General features: G+C 50.5%; 19 protein-coding genes. 17 read left to right on the top strand and 2 right to left on the bottom strand.

Going from position 1 to position 20,608, the window contains the following annotated elements:
• Nucleotides 1-30: 30 nt before the first annotated feature.
• From H6585_04555 to H6585_04545, 3 genes are all read left to right on the top strand, one after another.
• Nucleotides 31-2,883 (top strand): S8 family peptidase, encoded by a 2,853-nt coding sequence (locus H6585_04555; protein ID MCB9447598.1) that lies wholly within the window; start codon nucleotides 31-33, stop codon nucleotides 2,881-2,883.
• 89 nt (nucleotides 2,884-2,972) lie between these two features.
• Nucleotides 2,973-3,545, top strand: a complete 573-nt coding sequence (locus tag H6585_04550) for a DUF5606 domain-containing protein (GenBank protein ID MCB9447597.1) — start codon at nucleotides 2,973-2,975, stop codon at nucleotides 3,543-3,545.
• A 2-nt stretch (nucleotides 3,546-3,547) separates the two neighbouring features.
• Nucleotides 3,548-5,323 carry a M3 family oligoendopeptidase gene (locus tag H6585_04545; GenBank protein MCB9447596.1) on the top strand — a complete coding sequence of 592 codons (1,776 nt, stop codon included), beginning with the start codon at nucleotides 3,548-3,550 and terminating at the stop codon, nucleotides 5,321-5,323.
• Between the two features lie 173 nt (nucleotides 5,324-5,496).
• Here H6585_04545 and dacB read toward each other — a convergent pair whose 3' ends face one another.
• Complete coding sequence (dacB, locus tag H6585_04540; GenBank protein MCB9447595.1) at nucleotides 5,497-7,077, bottom strand: D-alanyl-D-alanine carboxypeptidase/D-alanyl-D-alanine-endopeptidase; 1,581 nt, start codon at nucleotides 7,075-7,077, stop codon at nucleotides 5,497-5,499.
• A 52-nt stretch (nucleotides 7,078-7,129) separates the two neighbouring features.
• Between dacB and H6585_04535 the strand changes: the two genes are divergently transcribed.
• On the top strand, nucleotides 7,130-7,552 hold the full coding sequence (locus tag H6585_04535) for a YjbQ family protein (GenBank protein ID MCB9447594.1): 423 nt from the start codon (nucleotides 7,130-7,132) through the stop codon (nucleotides 7,550-7,552).
• Complete coding sequence (locus H6585_04530) at nucleotides 7,546-8,727, top strand: hypothetical protein (protein MCB9447593.1); 1,182 nt, start codon at nucleotides 7,546-7,548, stop codon at nucleotides 8,725-8,727. Before H6585_04535 ends, H6585_04530 begins: the two co-directional genes overlap by 7 nt.
• Here the strand turns inward: H6585_04530 and H6585_04525 are convergent.
• Nucleotides 8,724-9,698 (bottom strand): type IX secretion system membrane protein PorP/SprF, encoded by a 975-nt coding sequence (locus tag H6585_04525; protein ID MCB9447592.1) that lies wholly within the window; start codon nucleotides 9,696-9,698, stop codon nucleotides 8,724-8,726. The genes H6585_04530 and H6585_04525 overlap by 4 nt on opposite strands.
• Before the next feature lie 93 nt (nucleotides 9,699-9,791).
• Between H6585_04525 and H6585_04520 the strand changes: the two genes are divergently transcribed.
• The 12 genes from H6585_04520 (at nucleotide 9,792) to H6585_04465 (ending at nucleotide 20,605) form a co-directional block, all read left to right on the top strand.
• Entirely contained in the window at nucleotides 9,792-9,962 is a 171-nt protein-coding gene (locus H6585_04520) for a hypothetical protein (protein MCB9447591.1), read from the top strand.
• Nucleotides 9,944-10,501, top strand: coding sequence for a sigma-70 family RNA polymerase sigma factor (locus H6585_04515; protein ID MCB9447590.1), 558 nt, complete (start codon nucleotides 9,944-9,946; stop codon nucleotides 10,499-10,501). Before H6585_04520 ends, H6585_04515 begins: the two co-directional genes overlap by 19 nt.
• Nucleotides 10,498-11,589 carry an energy transducer TonB gene (locus H6585_04510; GenBank protein ID MCB9447589.1) on the top strand — a complete coding sequence of 364 codons (1,092 nt, stop codon included), beginning with the start codon at nucleotides 10,498-10,500 and terminating at the stop codon, nucleotides 11,587-11,589. Before H6585_04515 ends, H6585_04510 begins: the two co-directional genes overlap by 4 nt.
• Nucleotides 11,590-12,045: 456 nt before the next feature.
• The gene (locus H6585_04505) at nucleotides 12,046-13,272 is read left to right on the top strand and encodes a response regulator (GenBank protein ID MCB9447588.1); all 1,227 of its coding nucleotides are present in this window, start codon (nucleotides 12,046-12,048) and stop codon (nucleotides 13,270-13,272) included.
• On the top strand, nucleotides 13,263-13,721 hold the full coding sequence (locus tag H6585_04500; protein MCB9447587.1) for a response regulator: 459 nt from the start codon (nucleotides 13,263-13,265) through the stop codon (nucleotides 13,719-13,721). Before H6585_04505 ends, H6585_04500 begins: the two co-directional genes overlap by 10 nt.
• On the top strand, nucleotides 13,705-15,012 hold the full coding sequence (locus H6585_04495; protein MCB9447586.1) for a SpoIIE family protein phosphatase: 1,308 nt from the start codon (nucleotides 13,705-13,707) through the stop codon (nucleotides 15,010-15,012). Before H6585_04500 ends, H6585_04495 begins: the two co-directional genes overlap by 17 nt.
• A gap of 27 nt (nucleotides 15,013-15,039) precedes the next feature.
• On the top strand, nucleotides 15,040-15,696 hold the full coding sequence (locus H6585_04490) for a response regulator transcription factor (protein MCB9447585.1): 657 nt from the start codon (nucleotides 15,040-15,042) through the stop codon (nucleotides 15,694-15,696).
• A 377-nt stretch (nucleotides 15,697-16,073) separates the two neighbouring features.
• Nucleotides 16,074-17,609, top strand: coding sequence for a GH3 auxin-responsive promoter family protein (locus H6585_04485; GenBank protein MCB9447584.1), 1,536 nt, complete (start codon nucleotides 16,074-16,076; stop codon nucleotides 17,607-17,609).
• Entirely contained in the window at nucleotides 17,602-18,210 is a 609-nt protein-coding gene (locus tag H6585_04480; GenBank protein MCB9447583.1) for a LysE family transporter, read from the top strand. Before H6585_04485 ends, H6585_04480 begins: the two co-directional genes overlap by 8 nt.
• A gap of 5 nt (nucleotides 18,211-18,215) precedes the next feature.
• A complete protein-coding gene (locus H6585_04475; GenBank protein MCB9447582.1) occupies nucleotides 18,216-18,791 on the top strand; it encodes a YeeE/YedE family protein in 576 nt (191 codons plus the stop codon).
• A gap of 3 nt (nucleotides 18,792-18,794) precedes the next feature.
• The gene (locus tag H6585_04470) at nucleotides 18,795-19,202 is read left to right on the top strand and encodes a YeeE/YedE family protein (GenBank protein ID MCB9447581.1); all 408 of its coding nucleotides are present in this window, start codon (nucleotides 18,795-18,797) and stop codon (nucleotides 19,200-19,202) included.
• A complete protein-coding gene (locus tag H6585_04465; protein MCB9447580.1) occupies nucleotides 19,202-20,605 on the top strand; it encodes an aldehyde dehydrogenase family protein in 1,404 nt (467 codons plus the stop codon). The genes H6585_04470 and H6585_04465 overlap by 1 nt, the downstream gene beginning before the upstream one ends.
• Nucleotides 20,606-20,608 lie beyond the last annotated feature (3 nt).

Raw genomic sequence — 20,608 nt, 5'->3', positions numbered from 1 at the left:
ACAGTTCTATCAAACGTACCTTATTCCAACATGACACGCAGCGCGGTTCACTTGCTCCTTTTCATTGGTCTCGCACCGGTTTCCCTGTTTGCCGGCAATGGTGTTTCCGCACCATCCGAATCCGTTCCTTCCCCACATGCACCTTACGTGATGCCTGCGGGCTTTGTCTCCGGGGTCGACTACAACGCGAACACGGTGATCATCAAACTCAAACCCGAATACCAAACTTTGTTTGCAACTGCTGATCATTTGCCTGTTCCGTTCAAGCAATTGATGAATCAGATCGGCACCAGGTCCTTCGCAAAAAAATTCCCTCACAAATCACCTCTTACCACCCGGAAAAATGCACTGGGGCAGCAACTGGTGGACCTGTCGCTTGTCTATGAGCTCACCTACTCCGCCGAACTGCCGGTGGAAAAAGTGGTGAACCGGATCCTGCAAATGGGCTTCGCCGAATACGCCGAACCCCACCTCATCCCCCACCTGGATTATACTCCCAATGACGGCCTGCTGAGCAACCAGACTTACCTCAACAGCATGCATGTACCGGAAGGATGGGACATCGACAAAGGTGACACCAGCGTGGTGATCGGAATCACCGATACCGGCACCGATACCGATCATCCCGACCTGATGAACAACATCGCTTACAATACCGCCGATCCGATCAATGGCACGGATGACGACAACGACGGCTATGTAGACAACTACCGGGGATGGGACGTGGGCATGAATGACAATGACCCTCAGTGGGAAGCACTGACACACGGAGTGGCCGTATCCGGACTTGCAGCTGCGTCCACAGACAACAGCGAAGGAATCGCATCACCCGCTTTTAAATGTCGCTTCCTACCGGTGAAGATCGCCGACAACACCGGAAGTCTTGTAGGTGCGTACGAAGGAATCGTATATGCCGCCGATCATGGTTGCCAGATCATCAACTGCTCCTGGGGAAGTTCCGGTTACAGTGCATACAATGAAGACATCGTAAACTATGCCGCCATCAACAAAAATGCCCTTGTGGTAGCCGCAGCTGGCAACACAAACAAAGACGAGGCCCATTATCCCGGATCATACAAGAATGCCCTCAACGTGGCGGGATACAACAATGACGGGCGCAAAGGCAGCTACTCCACCTATGGCTATACGGTGGATATCGGCGCACCCGGAACCAGTTCCTATTCCACCATTGATGGCGGGGCATACGGATCGATCGGGAACGGCACTTCATACGCAAGTCCGCTTACCGCCGGATGTGCTGCCGTGGTAAAATCACACTTCCCATCCTACACCGGCCTCCAGGTAGGAGAACGCCTTCGCATCACCGCCGACCTGGTAGACACCGTAACAGGAAACGCGACCTATACAGAGAAGCTGGGAGCCGGCATGGTGAACCTCTACCGCGCACTGACCGACCCGGATGCACCCTCGGTGGTGATGAGTGACGAGAACATCGATGACCACGGAGACAACATTTTTGTGGTGGATGATACATTGTGGATATCCGCCACATTCACCAACTACCTCGCCCCTACTTCCAACCTCACCGCCACACTCTCAAGCCCATCAAGCTATGTGACCATTACTGACAACCAAACCTTGCTGGGCGCGCTTGGCACGTTGGCATCCACCGACAACAGCGGCGACCCGTGGACCGTTGTGATCGATTCCGGAACACCTCAAAACACGGTGATCACCTTCGTGGTTGATATCACCGATGGCAGCTACAGTTCAAAAGCTTATTTCAAGCTTACGGTAAACGTAGACTACATCAACGTTACCATCAATGAAGTCAAAACCACGGTTACCAGCAAAGGCAGAACCGGGTACAACCTTCCCAACCAGGTGGAAGGACTCGGGTTTGTTTACAAAGACAGTTCCCTGATGTACGAGGGTGGATTGATGCTGGGCATTTCCAGCGGACCGGAAGTCTCTGACAACATGCGGGGCGCAACGGCCGGAAATACCGATGAGGACTTTGCTTCAGTGATACCTGTATACCAGGTGATCCCCTCCCTGAAATCGGATTTCGACCTGGCGGGTGAATTCAACGATGCACCGGCAAGCGTACCCCTGAATGCCCACGTCAAACACAAGTCGTTCGCATGGACGGAAGCCGGGCACACCAAATACATCATCCTCCAGTACACCATTATTAATGAAGGAAGCACCGCATGGAGTGATCTTCATGCCGGTATATTTTCCGACTGGGACATCATGGATTACAGTCAGAATCGCGTAGCTACCGATGCGGCTCACAAACTGGGATACGCATATAGCACACAGGCATCCGGTATTTACGCAGGCATCCGACTGCTGACCGGAGGGCCCTTTCTGCACTATGCCATTGACAACGACGGAACCGGGGGAGGCGTGAACATCTACGATGGATTTCCATCTTCCGAAAAATACACCACATTATCAACCAACCGTGACACTGCAGGCATGCGAGACATTGCTTCGGTGGTATCGAGCGGGCCTTTTAATGTGGCCCCCAATGATTCGGTGGTGGTTGCTTTCGCATTGATCGCAGGCGATGACCTGACAGACATCATTACCAGCAGCGACCATGCACAAGACAAATACGACTGGCTGGTGGGCCTGCCTACACAAAACCCATGGTCACTGCAGTTCGGCGACATCTTCCCGAACCCCGGCAAGGATCAGATCGGTATTCGCTTCGAACTGGAAACCGCCACCACGCTGTCGTTTGAAGTGTATTCCGTATCCGGCCAGAAAATCACGAAAACCAAACCCGTGAAATATGCAGCCGGTGCACACCAGGAAACGCTTTCCGTGGCACAACTGGCAGCAGGCACTTACGTACTGGCGGTGCGAAACGACAAGATGGTATCGAGCCGATCGTTCATCCTACGGAAATAGCAACCATGACACACTTCCCGCATTGTTCGTAACGGCGGAGATAAAATGTGATTGCCATTTATTACATTTGTCGAGAAACTGAAGGTATTATGGATTTATCGGAAATTATTTCAATCACAGGACAGAACGGACTTTTCAAGGTAGTAGCCCGTCACAAAAACCGCATGATCGTGGAATCCCTGGTAGACGGGAAGCGCTTGCCTGCGTACGCGCACCAACGCATCACCACACTGGAAGACATCAGTATATATACAACGGAGGAGGACATTTCCCTGAAGGATGTTTTCTCCAAGATCAAGGAAAAAGAAAACGGCGGCGCCTGTCCGGAAAGTAAATCCGACGCCGACACATTGAAATCATACTTTGCCGGTGTACTTCCCAATTACGACAAGGAAAGGGTGTACATCTCCGATATCAAGAAAGTGGTAGGCTGGTATAACATACTTCGCACCACCGACCTGCTGGAAGAAAAACCGGAAGAAGACAAGGAAAAAGAAGGAGAAGAAAAGAAACCGGCCAAAGCAACAAAAGCTGCAAAAAAGCCTGCCGCTACACAAGACAAACCTAAAAAAGCAGCTCCTGCATCCAAAGCGTCCTCCACCAAAAAAGCTGCACCCAAAAAGGCCTCCGCCCCAAAAACAAAAGGAAGTAAGGAAAAATAAACATGTCGAAACCGAAGCCGTCGGATGCATCGTCCGACCACGAACTACGACCCACAGACCCATCTACACTCAAAAGGAATTATCTCCCGAAAACTTTCCGGATCACATCATGGGAAGACCTGGAGCAACATTTCCATGAACTTCTCAACAGGGAAATTCACTCATTATCGGACCTGAAACAATGGATTCTTGACCGGAGTGAAGTGGATGCAGCCGCCACGGAAGAATTTGCTCGCCGTTACATCAACACCACACGCGATACACGAAGGAAAGATTTTCTTGAGTCCTTCCAGTTTTTTGCTGAAACCATCACGCCCAAGCTTTCCAATGTAGGCAACGAACTGAACCTGAAAATGCTTGCCTCCCCATTCCTTACGGATCTGGAAAACGGAGACCTGCATGTATACATACGTTCGGTGCGCAACGAAACCGAGCTCTTCCGGGATGAAAATGTACCCCTCTTCACCCAGATAGAACTTGCCGACCAGGAATACAACACCTTGATCGGTGCCATGACCATCGAACATGAGGGCAAAACACTGACCATGCCTCAAGCCGCGAAGGTGCTGAAAAGTGACGACCGGACATTGCGTGAGACCATCTATCGGAAAATTGCAGCAAGAAGGATTCAGGATCGAGACAAGCTGGACGATATATTCGATCGCATGCTGGGTCTGAGACAGGCAATCGCCCGGAACGCAGGTTTTGACAATTACCGGGATTATGCTTTCCGCGCCAAAGAACGATTTGATTACACCCCGCAGGATTGTCTTGATTTTCATGCTGCCATCCGCCAGGAGATCGTACCGGTGATCGCAACATTCAATGAACAACGTCGGCAAGCCCTGGGCATCGACACACTACGCCCCTGGGATACCGAGGTGGATGAAGACGGAAAAGCACCCCTGCAACCTTTCACCGATGAAGCCGACCTGATTCAAAGAAGCATCAACTGTTTCAACAAGCTGGATCCGTACTTCGGCAACTGCCTGAGTGAAATGAAGAGCCGTGGTTTCCTCGACCTGGAATCGCGGGTTGGCAAAGGCGCAGGTGGGTACAACTACCCGCTTGTAGAAACCGGCATCCCGTTTATTTTCATGAACTGTTCAGGTACCATGAGAGATGTGGTGGTGCTGATGCATGAAGGCGGACACGCCATTCACTCGTTCCTCACTGCCGATATTCACCCCTACTACTGCAGACAAACACCTCATGAGGTGGCGGAACTGGCTTCCATGACCATGGAATTGTTCTCCATGGCACACATGCAGGAAACCTTTGACCTAAGCGATGCGGATTATAACCGTGCACTGACGGAAAAACTGAAAGATGCCATCGAGTTGTTTCCCTGGGTAGCTGCAGTGGATGCATTCCAGCACTGGCTATACACCCATGAAGGTCATACGCGTGAAGAAAGACGCAATGCCTGGAAGCAATTGATGAATGAATTCGGCTCCACGGCAACCGGTATCGACTGGTCAGGGTTGGAGGAAAACCTGGACCATCTCTGGCACAAACAAGGTCACATTTTCTCGGTTCCCTTCTATTACATCGAGTATGCAATTGCACAACTGGGCGCACTCGCCATGTGGAAGAACTTCCGAACCGACAGGCAGGCCAGCCTCAACGCATACAAAAATGCACTGAAGCTGGGAGCAACAAAAGATATTCGGGAAGTTTATGAAACGGCCGGCATTTCCTTCAGTTTCTCAAAGGCACACATGGAAGATGTGATCTCGTTTGCCCGGCAACACATCCCGGACGAGGTGCAGTCGTAGGGTACGGAGCTCGTTTTTCGATGTTCGCTTGTTGTTTAAGAACCAAAGAAACAGATCAAACCAGCCACACCGGTAAAGGATAATAGATATTGGTCGGCAGATGTCGGATGATCTGGTGATACCTTTGTCGAAACAAACTCTCAACTTGAGACTCTCGACTTGAGACTTAAAACTCACTCCATCTCCGCCATCAGCGCCATCAACTTTTCGAAATGATGCCGCATCATCAGCGGTGTACACTCGAAGTTGTTCGCCATCATGGCAAAGGCCAGCAAGCGGCCTGAACGGGTGTGTACATATCCTGCATAACTCCTCACGCGACTCATGTATCCGCTTTTGGCATGCACATTTGCCTCCGCACGGGTACCGAAGCATAAACCGCGCAATGTACCGGTTCGACCTGCAACAGGCAGGGTACCGTAGATCTCATTGAACAAAGTGGTGTCACGGCCATATGCCTGAAGCATTCGAGCCAGTTGACTCGGGCTGATGATGTCGAAACGGGAGAGTCCGCTTCCATCCACCTGGTAAAATCCGCGCACATCCAATCCTTTCCTCTGCCAGTAACTTCTGATGATATCTGCCCCGGGAACAGTGCTACCAAAACCGGTTTTCTCCAATGCCACTTTCTTAAGAATGGACTCGGCATAGAAGTTCTGGCTGACCGTATTGGTATAGGTAATCAGATCCAGCAGCGGCGGGGATGATATCTTAAGTAGGGTCTTCCGCTCCGGCTGCTGACTTCCTATGCGGTTCAGGCGTCGCATGGTATTGGCAGAATCCCGCACATACACGCCCTTCCGCTTGAGGGCACCATACAACGTATATGCACACAGGTAAGCAGGATCAGGAACCTGACACTTAACGCCGAACTTCGTGGAGTCAGGAGACACATAGCCCTGCACGAAACACTTGTTCATATACGGAGAACCTGACACCCAGATGGCATTTCCTGGAGCATCTTTGCCTGTTTTCAGGTTGCTGACCAGGCTGAAATCCGGAATGACCATATCAGGCACCATGCGGAAAGTATCTTTCTGAACCTCCACCTGGATGTTGTAAACATTCTCGTTGAAAGACAAACCACTGGCACCCGCACAGTATCCGCTTTGCATATCTTCCCAGGCCCACCCCGCGGGTATCATGTCATATTCATAGGCGCGCGCATCACCGATAACCGAACCATACACCGTATCGATCCCGGCTGCCCGGATGGCCCGCACCCATTTCCTGATGATGCTATCGCGCCGTGTGGTACCGAACACTTCCGACCCCAAAGACGGATCTCCCCCGCCCCTGATAACGATGTTACCGAACAGCACCCGACGAGCGGTATCCAGGGTTCCCTCGTATTGCAGCAAAGTCTCAAATCGCGCATCAGGGCCTAACAGATCCAATGCCACACCGGTGGTTACCACCTTCATCACCGATGCCGGTATCAGGCTCATATTGGCGTTGTGCGCAGCCACCACGGTATCACTGAAAACCGGAATGGCAAAGAACCCCCATGAAGCATGTCTCAGCTCCGGCATGTCAGCCATCCGATCAAGGTAGTCATGCAAGGACGAAGCCGTAAGTGAATCAGGCTCAAACGGAGTGATGGTAAGAAGCGTGCTTGGGGGTGCGATTTCCGGCTCCGCACGTTGTGGGTCCCTGACCTCATGATCACCAAAAAACAACACCGTTACCAGTAGGATGGCCAGGCCGGTTAAGGCCCCCAGGATGACAAGCTTTCTGATGAAATTAGGTCTCATACCGGACAAAGCGGCGTTGAAGGTATAGGGAAATCACCATCTTTGCAAAACCATGTTGAACCGGAACCGTTCCATACCCCTGGTATTGTCTCCCAGAAAAAGAGGATTACACCTGATCACCCACGACATCGAACAGGCCATAGAAACTTTCCCCGAAACCGGTTTGTTGCATGTATTCATCCGACACACATCCGCCGGACTCACCCTGAATGAGAATGCCGATCCTACAGCCAGACACGACTTGCAAAAGTACCTGGACCGGCTTGTACCGGAGGATGATCCGGCCTATGTTCATACCCTGGAAGGATCGGATGACATGCCGGCCCACATCAAGTCAACACTTGTTGGAAACGATATAACCATTCCAGTGATGCAGGGACGATTGGCTCTTGGAACGTGGCAGGGCATCTACCTGTGCGAATTCCGCAACCATGCACCATCACGTTCGCTGATGCTAACCTTGCTCTCATGGTAAAACGCATTGTGCGCATACTTATCCGAACGGTCATCGGAATCGTGGGATTCTTCGTGTGGGTCTTTGCTTTTTCCAACTTACCTACCCGTATATATCGCTTTCCTGAAGCCCGGCCATTCACCGGTGACCATTTTTACAATCCCTACGATGGCCTGACAGAGGGTGGTTGGAAGATTGGCAACTTTCACGCTCATGCACACGCATGGGGCGGTGTTACACATGGATATGACAGCCGGGAGGATATCATCCGTAAATACCAGGCTTTTCACTACGACATCATCAACATATCGGATTACATGAAAATTCCGGAAGCACCCGATCCGGGAACCTTGCTTCGTGTTTATGAGCATGGCGTGAACATAGGCAAGCATCATCAGGTGGTAATCAATCCGAGCGAAGTAAACGGACTGGAATTCCCGCTCTGGCAGCACATCCACAACAAACAAACCATGATATCTTCACTAAAGGAAGACACGGGATGTGTGGTAGCGCTGGCCCATCCTTCTTTCAGTGTGGGATACAGTGTGGAGGAACTACAAAAGATCTCGGGCTATGACATGATGGAAGTTCTGAACCACCGCGCCTATTCCCTATCCAGATGGGATGCCGCCCTGTCGTCCGGCCACCCGGCATGGATACTGGCAGACGATGACATGCATGAGATTGCCGACTCAGCCTACCTGGCCCGCAACGCCACCCTGGTGTATGCACCCGACCTGAAAGCGTCTTCTATTGTAAATGCACTGCGCACCGGTAAAACCATAGGGGTGGAAATCTACACTTCCTTCGACGAGCCCCTGATGACCAAAACCTCCCGGATCGACAGCATGGAAAGAATCACAGGGGTACAACTCCAGCATGACACCCTGAAGATCGGGTGGACAAAGCCCGCCTCCCACGTAACGTTCATCGGACAAAATGGAGACACCCTGTTCCAAACCAAGGATGGCCTGAAAGCTGCTTACGGGATCAGACCTGAAGACACCTATGTGCGCACCGAGATTACGTTTGAAAGCGGAAACCGGTTTTTCCTCAACCCCATCATTCGCACCAAAGGTGGATCACCGCCGGTACCCCGTGTTGAAGAAAGGGTGGCGCTAACCTGGATATACAGGTTCCTCATGTTCCTGATCGTACTAACGCCGCTGGGTTGGTGGTGGAGGAAAAGACGTTAGAAACTCGGGCAAAAAATCGGCCTCAACTTAGGCTTTTTGGGTTTGCAATCGAACTGAAAGGCCATGGAGAATTCATGTGAACCACCGGTAATCGGACTGAGCTTACTGATGGTAACATCATAGGAATACCCCACCCGCACCATATCTCCTTTGATTCCCAGCACCAGGATCACCGCATCCCGCTCGAGCAGGCGCGTCCACAAACCGGCAACCAGGGGCCCCTTGCTGGTATACACACCCACATTCAGTTCCTTGAAATCACCCTGTTGCTGGTACAGCACATTCGGCGACAACATCACATCCGTTGAATGAGACTGATAGAAATTAAGTCCGGCATGCGCGGTGAATTTCATGGGCAACGGGCTTTCCGGTTTAATGATGGATTCATCCGGCTCGGTGAGGTGGTTCACCGCCACCCCAAAAAACGCGTGCTTGTTGTGCACCAGCAAACCAGAAGAGAAATCAACCACACCTTTGGTGGTCACGGGTTCCTGTTCCTGGGTTGGAAGGATAAAACCTTTTTTGTTGTCGATCTGATCGCCGAAAAGCAGTTTGCTCCAATCAAGTTTTCGCTGGTGATACTGTACTTCCACACCGAAGTTCAATGTCCAACGATTGGCAATCCGCTGGTGGTAGGCATAATCGAAACCAACCTGGGTAACCGAATAGGTTGCCTGCCCTGCCCTATCATGCAAAAAACGCAGCCCAACACCTCCTTGCAAAACTTGTACAAATTGGTCGTAGGAAGCCGAATAGGTTACAAAATCACCTGAAATAGCACCCCACTGATTGCGGTAATTCAAGTGCACCCTCGGGCAGATGGATGATCCGGCAAAGGCAGGATTAAGATAAATCGGATTGGCATAGAACTGGGAAAAATGTGCATCCTGCGCCTGTACGCTCGACCCACAAATGGCAGCGCATACGACAACGGTCATCAACAGCAGGATTCCTTTTATATAGATTCTCATTGGACGCAGGTATTTGGGTTGAACACTCATTCCATAAGGGTCAACCGGCATCCATTTTCCACAACCCCATTTTTTTAATGACCGGCGAATGACATGGAAAAGACAGCATTGCAGGCATGTAAATCATTGGCAGATAGCAGTTTTACCATCAATAAATTCATCCACTGGGGATTTTTAAATATTTTTGCCGCGGGTATGGAAATTGCGCATGTGCGCACCCCAGTAGAATACGAAAGCCGGAAGGTTTGTCAAAGAAACCCATAGTTCCCGATAACGAACTGATCGAGATGTATCGGAATTCGCACGATGTAAAGTACATCGGCGAATTGTTCATGCGATACCATCATCTCATTTCAGTCATTTGCCTCAAGCATCTGAAGAATCAGGATGACGCTCAGGATACGACCATGGACATTTTTGAGGTGCTCACGCACGATCTGAAAAAGCACCAGGTAAAACAGTTCAAGGCGTGGATCATGACGGTTACAAAGAACCTGTGTTACAAGCGACTCAGGAAGAGCGCCCACCTGACCGTTGACGAAAACATGCTAAAAGATGAGGGGGCATTTATGGAAATGGAGGCCGGTGCATCCCTTAATGAAATAAAGGAGACGCAACTCGTAAGGATGGAACAATACCTGGAAGAGATTCCGGCCGATCAATCCCAATGCCTGAAGCTATTTTTCCTTGAAAACAAAAGCTACCAGGAAATCTCGGATCAAACAGGAATGACACTGAACGAAGTCAAAAGTCATCTGCAAAACGGAAAGCGCAATTTGCGGATACGGATGGAAAAAACATGATCACAAAGGAACAAGCACAAGAAATGCTGAGTGAAGGAAACTGCCTCGAACTGCAGGACCTTTACGCGTACAGCCAAGGAACGCTATCCGGCGAAGCCAGGCTTCGGGCAGAGGCGCACCTGGTATCGTGCGTATTGTGCCGTGAAGCATTGGAGTGTACCGACGACGTTCCCCAGGATCTGGCCCAGCAATTTTCCCAGCGAATAGGTGCAATCGTGACGAAAAAGGCTGGCATTGCCGGGCAAAACAAAATCCTTGGGAACAAGCTGTGGATCTTTGCAGCCCTTGGAATCGTGCTTACATTTATTGGACTGCTGATGCTCCTCCCCGGAGATGAGTCCCCGGTCCAAACCGAAACCACACCCTTACCATCTGCTTCACCCGCAATGGAAGAACCCGCGCCAGCGCCTTCCGCCGCGGTGGTAACCGATACCACTGGCGAAGCATGGAGCGAAGTCCGTGATGAACAGGATCAAAAAATCGCCATATCCGAGCAGACAGACAAACCTGCAGAAAAGGAATCCTCCAAAAACAACGGTGAAGCACAAATTTCGTCAACCGAAAAGAACAAGAAAACCGCTTCCAGGGAAGACGCCAGAACCAAACCAGACCCCAACCAACCACCAAGGGAAGAAGTTAAAGAACCCAACAAACCGGTCTTTTCCCTGGCAGTTGACATCATGCGTCGTGAACACATCGAAAAACAGAAAAAACAAAAGGAAGAAGACAAAGAAGGTGGCAAGGCGTATTCCGCACTTTTCAACAACACCGATGAATACGATGCTGAAGGCATGCCACAGTTCCAGGGAGGAGATGCAGCACTGAACTCCTATCTCAAAACCAACAACCCGCTTCCCGAATCGGTGATGAATGACCAGGTAACCGGATCAGCCATTGTAAGCTTCACCGTAAGCCCGGAAGGCAACATCACCGATGTGGTCTTGATGAAAACGCTCGAAGGTGACCTGGATAAACAGATTGTTCAATCCATCCGGGAAATGCCGGCATGGCAGGCAGGAAACAAAAAGGGAAAAGACGGCTGGGCCAAGTACACCGTCATGTTCAAAGTGAACAAAACGCAGGAATAACTTCGCTTTTACTCCAACCAAAACCGGTCCTGCACCAAACGCATCCCTTATTTGCCTTAGGTAAACACGCCGAGCAACCGCACTTTTTTCAATCCGTATAATCCACCGGATTTACACACCTGTTCCAGTAGTGGTGTGTGGGCATTTAATCATTTACTTGATGCGTCCGGATTGAACCATGAGCATCCCTTCAAGGTGTCTGCACCAATGTATCGTATCCATTGGCACTCGGACAATACAGACGGGATGACCTACTTTGATGTGCAGCCAGGCGCATGGTCTGAACAGGAATATATGTTACACATCCGTCTTAAACGAATGGGCATGGACGACTTGTACATACCCAGGGAATTCGAATGGCTTGCCCCGACCGGATCATCTGCGCCGAATCCAACGAACACCATATTTACCTCCTCCCGGAAAACCTCATCCGATCCGGTATAACAAATGCATATAATGACACAAAGCGAACACGCTCAAACCCTGCAAAGTCTGCTGCCTACATCAGGCAACGGGTTACCCAAGCCGAAGGTCTTAATGGTAGATGACCACATGGAAAACCTGGTTGCACTGGATCGTTTGCTTAAAGACATGAACCTTGATCTGTATAAGGCAACCAGCGGAAATGAAGCATTAAAGCTGACCCTTCGCCATGACTTCGCCCTCGCTCTCCTGGACATCCAGATGCCAGAAATGGACGGGTATGAACTGGCCGAGATCCTTCGTTCTGAAGAAAAAACGGCACAAATGCCTTTCATCTTTATTTCCGCCATATATACAACCAACCTGAATGTATTCCGGGGCTATGAGCTGGGTGCCTTCAGTTACATAACCAAACCCTTTGATCCACAGGTATTGTTGAACAAGGTGAGAATCTTCATTGAAAAATATGAGCAACAACAATTGCTGATGGAGTCTCAGAAATGGCTGGAAATAAAAGTAAAAGAACGCACCGAAGCCCTCCAAAGATCCAACAAAGACCTGGAACAATTCGCTTACATCGCATCCCACGACCTGCAAGAACCCCTGCGTACCGTAACCAGTTACCTGCAAATGATCCAACGCAACAATGCCGGAAAACTGGATGAAAAAAGCGAACGGTACATCGAAATAGTGGTAAACGGAGCCAAACGCATGAAGGCTCTGATCGACGGGCTTCTGTCTTACTCAAAACTCGCATCCAATACAGATCTCGAGGTGGAGAAAGTGAATTGCGAGGAAACCATACGGAAAGTAATGACGGATCTTCGTGTAATCATTTCTGAAAACGGCGCGAAGATCACCACGGAAGGACTTCCTTCCATAGAGGCCAACCCGCTTCACATGCACCTGCTTTTTCAGAATCTGCTGAGCAACGCCATCAAGTTCAAGCATCCGGAAAGAACACCCGAGATCCATATCAAGGCGGTTAAGGATGATGAACACTACATCTTCTCGGTTCAGGACAATGGCATCGGCATTGAACAGGAATTCTTCGAGCGGGTGTTTGTGATTTTTCAACGGCTGCACACACGCCAGGAATACGAAGGAACCGGTATCGGATTATCAATTTGCAAGAAGATCGTTGAACGTCACAAGGGCAGGATCTGGATCACTTCGGAACCCGGAAAGGGTACCTGCATCCACTTCCGGATTCCCATCCACCATCCCAAAGAAGATCATCACCAAAAACAATGGAATTGAACACAGATATGAATGTAGAAGTCCTGCTCGTTGAGGACAGCCTGGAAGATGTTGAACTCACACGCATGGCGATTGAGTCTCATACACCCCACTTTCACTTACATGTAGTCAACGACGGTATGGAAGCGCTCAAGTTTTTGCGCAAGATCAATGGTTACAAAACCATGCCCACCCCAGACATTGTACTGCTGGACCTGAACCTACCCAGGAAGGACGGTCGCGAAGTGCTGGCGGAAATTAAGATGGATAATGAACTCAAAAAAATACCTGTAATCGTACTTACCACCTCCAATTCAGAAGCCGATATACTAGCCTGTTATAACAATTATGCCAACTGTTATGTCACAAAGCCCGTCGACCTTGAAAGCTTCATGGAGATGGCAAAAATCATTGAACAGTTCTGGTTCAGAGTCGTTTGCCTCCCCAAGAAACATGACCAGTCCGCTTAACATCCTGATGATCGAAGACAACCCTGATGACCAGCAGTTCTTCAGGGACCTTTTCTCCGAAAGCAGCCTCGGGCAGTTCAACCTGCACCTGACCGACCGCCTGAAAGATGGAAAGGAATACCTCAGAAAACATGCAATTGACGTACTTCTGCTTGACCTTTCGTTGCCCGACAGTTTTGAACTGGAAGGCTTCATAGAGATCAAGGAGGAATTCCCACATCTGCCGGTGATCATTCTCACGGGCATGAGTGATTTCAAAATGGCCGTCAAAGCCATTCAGTTCGGGGCACAGGACTACCTGGAGAAGTGGAGGTATGACGACTACCTGATGGCCAAGTCGATCAGGTACGCACTCGAACGCCAGAAGCTGCTACTGGAACGGGAAAAAGTAAGCAACCAACTGATGAACAGCCTGAAAATGCTGGATGTCGTCAACGTGGAACTGAAAGAGCTGAATGAACAACTTGAGGAAAAGGTCAGGAAACGTACCAACGATCTTCTGAAAGAAAAACAAAAGGTGGAGAAGCAACACCAGCTCATCACCGAAAGCTTGCAATATGCCAGCACCATCCAGCATGCCATCCTTCCGCACCAGCAGGTGATCATGCGGAACATCCCCGAGTCTTTCATTCTTTTCAAACCGAAAGACATTGTGAGTGGCGACTTTTATTGGGCAGCCAAAACCAATGGCAAGATCATCATTGCCGCTGTGGACTGCACCGGACACGGGGTTCCGGGAGCCATGTTATCCATGCTCGGATACACGCAACTCAACCAGATTGTCAGGGAAAACGGCATCACCAACCCACCGGATATTCTCACCAGGTTACACGACAACATGCAGAACCTGCTGAACCAGAAATTCATGCACTCGGGATCCAGCGACGGCATGGACATATCCCTGTGCTGTATCGACCAGAAAGAAAACAGGGTTTCGTATGCCGGAGCCATGCGCCCTTTGTTCCGCTACCGCAACGGTGAGTTATCTATCTTCTCCGGGAACCGCATGCCTATTGGCGGCAAATACCGGAACGGAACCCAGTATTTCCAGGGAGATGAATTCCTTTATGAGCGAGGTGATACCATTTATTTATTTACCGACGGATACATCGATCAATTCGGAGGAAACGAAGGAAAAAAATTCAAGTCGCGCAATTTTAAAACACTACTAAAAACGATTCACCAGCTACCTGCAGAACAACAACTCGAGGCCCTCGAAAAGCAATTCAACACATGGAAAGGCAACGAAGAGCAAGTCGACGATATCCTGGTGATCGGCCTGCGCATGTAGGAAAGAATGTGCGTGAATAGTTATCTTATGAACGGTTCCGACTCCATACAAAATGATACGCCGAACAAAGTCCGGGTGCTGATTGCAGACGACCACGAAATCATCCGGGACGGGGTCAAATTCATGCTGCGAGATTCTCCATTGATTCGTGTTACTTCAGAAGCCAAACATGGGAAGGAAGCAATTGCCATTGCCATGAAAGAGCGCCCTGACCTTATCATCATGGACATAAGCATGCCGGAAATGGATGGCATCGAGGCCACCAGGGAACTCCATCAGGTTCTGCCCGAAATATACATTCTCGGCTTTTCCGTGAATGATGACCTTTACAGCATCAGCCGTTTGGTGGAAGCAGGTGCCCACGGATACGTGTTAAAAACCACCGGATTCGAACAGTTGGTTGCCGCCATTGAAGTAATCATGGCAGACGGGTATTTCTTCAGCAAGGAAGTGGGCGCCCAGATGATGCGCTATTTCATGAAGCCGGGCAAGAATGGCCAGGCGATCATTTCATCCACGCTTTCACAAATGGAAGAAAACATTCTGAATCAGCTCAAATCCGGCCTCAACCCCGAAGAGATCTGTGGCAAGTTCCGATTGTCGCGACTGGCCGCAGACACCCACATCCGGAACATTCTTCTGAAAAAAAATGCCGTTCATATCAGGGAACTGTTCGATTCCTGAACTCCTGGATAGCGGTTTGGAACAACAGTATGCAGCATACAGCATACAGCATATAGCAAGAGCATACAGTATCGGTGCGGTATTCCGGCAGGTGCAAACAAATCGTCTATTTAGGAACTTAAAGGGACATCTGTCAGTCCCTACCCATATATGACCAATGTCACACCTGCCCCTGCGTGTGTATTGGTGGAATTCTATTATTTTTACCCCGTCACCAGGAATGGGATACCGGGAAGGTGTGCCAGAAGAAAAAGTAACAATGATCAACATACCTGTGCCTGAGGAAATATGAATTGGTTGACCAGCGATGTCCCTGCACGAATGAATCCGATCCGTTTCGTGGAACCCAAACCCTATTTTAGACCTTTGTTGCACTGATGGCATTCATCGGAACCATACTGCAGGAATCCATACGGCTGAGGCAAAACATTGCAGCCGGAAGAATCAGGGCTACCCCGTTTCTTCAACAACATAAAATACTGGAGAAGATACTCGGTAATGCTGAAGAAACCCTCTTCGGAACCGATCACGATTTTGTTTCCATCCAGAATGCGAAGGATATGCCGCAGGCATTCCGGCAAGCCGTCCCCCTCACCAACTACGAGACGATGCTGAAAGGCTACTGGCATCGAACCCTCAATGATGAAGAAGACATCTGCCACCCGGGCAGGACAAAGTTCTTCGCACTGACCTCGGGTACTTCGGAAGCCGCCAGCAAAAAGATCCCGGTAACGGCCAACATGATTCGTGCCGTACGCCGCACCAGCATCAGGCAAATGCTCACACTGTCCAACTTCGACCTGCCCGGAAATTTCTACGAAAAAGGCGTGCTTATGCTCGGAGGAAGTACCCAGCTTCAAAAGATGGGACAGCACTTCGAAGGTGACCTGAGTGGTATCCTGGCCAGCAACCTCCCTTTCTGGTTCTATCGGTTTTACAAACCTGGTCGTAAGCTGGCCATGGAACGCGACTGGACCACCAAACTGGAACTCATCACCCAGGAAGCGGCCAGATGGGACATAGGGATCATTGCCGGCGTTCCGGCATGGGTGCAAATTCTCATCGAAAAAATTATCGAACACCACAAGGTCAAACACATCCACGACATCTGGCCCAACCTGAAGTTCTTCGTACACGGCGGAGTGGCTTTCGAACCCTATAAAAAAGGATTCCGGAACCTGCTGGGGCAAGACATCAACTACATGGAGACGTACCTGGCCAGCGAAGGGTTCATGGCGTTCCAGAGTGGTGGTGAAGAACACATGCACCTGGTCCTGGACAATGGAATCTTCTTCGAATTCATCCCATATAACGAAGACAATTTTGATGACGCAGGCAACCTGCTTCCCCATGCAAAAACACTGCTCATCCATGAAGTACGCGAAGATGTGGATTACGCCGTGGTGATCACCACCAATGCCGGCACCTTCCGCTACCTCATTGGTGACACCATCAGGTTCGTGGACTGCAGCCGGAACCAAATTATCATCACCGGACGAACCAAACACTTCATCAGCCTTTGTGGTGAACACCTTTCAGTTGACAACATGAACCGCGGCATCGAAAAGGTAGGAGAGCAGTTCAACTGTGAGATCCGTGAATTTTCGGTGGCAGGAATTCCGCACGACGGACTTTTTGCACATCAATGGTACATAGCCATGGACAAGGAAGCGGATCCGGACCAAGTCAGGAATATTCTTGACAAGACCCTGGCTGAGGTGAATGATGATTACGGTGTAGAGCGCAAGGCCGCCCTGAAGGACGTCTGGATCAAACTGCTTCCTACCGAAGCGTTTTACGGCTTCATGCGACACCTCGGTAAAGAAGGCGGGCAGCATAAGTTTCCGAGGGTGCTGAAAGGAGACATCCTGAACAAGTGGACCCAATACCTGAAGACCAACCGGTATGATTGAAGCTGCGATAAAAGGCATAGGACTTGGCCTGGTGTTGAGCGTAATGGTAGGGCCGGTCTTTTTCGCGCTGATTGAAACAAGCATCAAAAAAGGACTCTTATCTGCTCTTTTCTTCGATCTCGGCATCATCAGCTGCGATGCCTTCCTGATGTTTGTTGCCTATAAAAGCACCACGAGTTTCGACATATCACCGGAAGCATTGACCTACATGAAGTACATCGGTGGCATCGTACTGATTCTGATGGGTGGGTTCAAAATGTTCAGACGAACCGCTATCTCCGAAGAAACAAAAACCATTGCAGTGGAAACCGAGCACTTTTACCAATCCTACCTCAAGGGTTTCTTTCTTAACATCCTGAACCCTGCCGTACTCCTTTACTGGACCGGAGTTGTGGTATTCGCCATCGGCACTTACAAAGGACGCAAAGACACATCCGTCTTTTTCCTCTCCATCCTGGCAACCCTGTTCTCCACGGATATGACAAAAGCCTACCTGGCGAAATTCCTACGCGGAATCCTCACTCCCCTGCTGATTGAGAGAATCTCAAGGATTGTCGGTGGCGTATTTGTTATCTTTGGGGTTGCACTGTTACTCCGTTAACCTCCATGGATACCTTCATCTCCTGGCTCAGCCACCCCCTGCCCTGGTATATTTCCGGGCCCCTGATCGGGTGCATGGTCCCTTTGTTACTCCTGTCCGACAACCTTAAATTCGGCATCTCATCCAGTTTTCGCCATATATGCACCGCCTGCTTGCCCAAAGTGAGCGACTACTTCCGTTACGACTGGAAATCCAAACGCTGGAGCCTCTTCTTCGTTTCAGGTGCCATGCTCGGCGGCTTTATCGCCGGACAGATGGTTCCCAACCCGAATCCCGTCGCACTCACCCAAAATGCCCGTGAGATGTTCCAGGGATGGAAGCTGGCAACACCCGACAAAGAACTGGTGCCGATGGACATATTTAACTGGAACCAGCTGTTCACCCTCAAAGGATTCATCCTTGTGGTGATAGGCGGATTGATGGTCGGGTTCGGAACCCGCTATGCCAATGGATGCACTTCAGGCCATTCCATCACCGGCCTGTCGTTATTGCGTCCTGAATCCCTGCTGGCCACCGTGTTCTTTTTCCTGGGTGGCCTGCTGATGTCGAACTTCCTTCTCCCGCTGATCTTACACCTGTAGCGTATGCCTTTGAGAATGTTGATATACGGTGCCCTGTTCGGTTTCATCCTGACCAAATCCGAAGCCGTTTCCTGGTTCAGAATCCAGGAGATGTTCCATTTTCAATCGTTCCATATGTATGGCATCATCGGCAGTGCCATTGTAACCGGATTGATCACAACCCAACTGATTAAACGAAACCGGATCAAAACCTTTTCCGGGCAAGACATACAGTGGCCGCAATACCAGTTCAGCAAGGGCCTCATGATCGGTGGTTTCATTTTCGGACTGGGATGGAGCATGACCGGCGCATGCCCGGGTCCCCTTTTCATCCTGACCGGGAACGGCTACACCGTTATGGCGGTTGCATTGCTCAGCGCCATTGCAGGCACCTACCTCTACGGATGGCTCAAACCCAAACTCCCTCACTGATGGAAAACCAGCAACTGATCATTCAAGCTCCCTACTCAGGTCGTGTTCTGTCCGAACACCCTCTGCAAACCCCGGAAGAAATCGATCAGATGCTGGACCGCGCCCGGCGGTTTTTTTCAGATCCCAAAAGCCGGTTGCCCAAACACAAACGAATCGATATTCTGCAGAAAACGGCTAGCCTGTTGGAAAATCAGAAGGAAGACTTTATCCGGCTGGCTGCGGAAGAAGGCGGTAAGCCTTATACGGATACGCTGGTAGAAGCTGATCGTGCCATCAACAGCATCCGCCTTGCCGTTGCACACCTAATGGAAATGCGGGGAGAAGAAGTGCCGATGGGACTCACACAGCCCTCGGGGCAACGATGGGCCTTTACAACGAGAGAACCCATCGGTCCCGTGGTATCCATCAGTGCTTTCAACCACCCCATCAACCTGACCGTGCATCAGACCATTCCTGCCATTGCAGCCGGATGCCCGGTGATCCTGAAACCTGCACTCACAACCCCGCTTACCGCCCTCGCCTTTCACCGCCTGCTAGCGGAAGCCGGCTTACCGGAAGACGCCTGCCAGATTGCATTGTGCAACAACGATGCGGCGGAACAACTGGCCATTGACCCGCGGACCGCATACCTGTCATTCATCGGTTCGGCACGCGTGGGGTGGCACCTGCACGCACATGTCGCACCCGGCACCCGGGTCGCATTGGAACATGGCGGCGTTGCACCGGTGATCGTTGACCGCTCCGCCGACCTGCCTTCCATGATACCCGCCCTGTGCAAAGGAGGTTTTTATCATGCCGGCCAGGTATGTGTGTCTACCCAACGGGTATATGTACATAAGAGCATGTTGAGCGAAATCACCGACATGCTGTGCCAACAAGCTGAAAAAATAGTGGTGGGAGATCCGTTGTCGGAAGCAACCGGAATCGGTCCGCTCATTACCGAAGCTGCCCGCGAACGCGTGCATCAATGGGTACAGGAAGCAGTCACAGGTGGTGGCAAGCTTCATTGCGGCGGACGCATGCTGAACAACGGATGCTATGAAGCCACGGTCATCAGCAATGCGCCTGAATCTTGTAAACTGTCTCGAGAAGAGATCTTTGGCCCGGTGATATCGGTGTACGGATATGACGATATGGATGAAGCCATTCATCGGGCGAACGACTTACCCTATGCTTTCCAAGCGGCGGTATTCAGCCGCGATGTTGACCAGGCCCTGCATGCCGCTTCCCGGCTGAATGCAGCGGCAGTGATGATCAATGACCACACCGCTTTCCGGGTAGACTGGATGCCTTTCGGCGGACGCAGCGTATCCGGACTGGGCATTGGAGGCATGGCGCAAGCCATGGAAGAACTCAGTCAAAACAAACTTATCGTTTTCAAAAGCCCGGCACTGCCCGCCTGACCT

Source organism: Flavobacteriales bacterium, from assembly GCA_020635855.1.
In the GTDB taxonomy this organism is placed as follows: Bacteria; Bacteroidota; Bacteroidia; order JACJYZ01; family JACJYZ01; genus JACJYZ01.
This window is presented reverse-complemented; position numbering and strand designations above follow the sequence as displayed.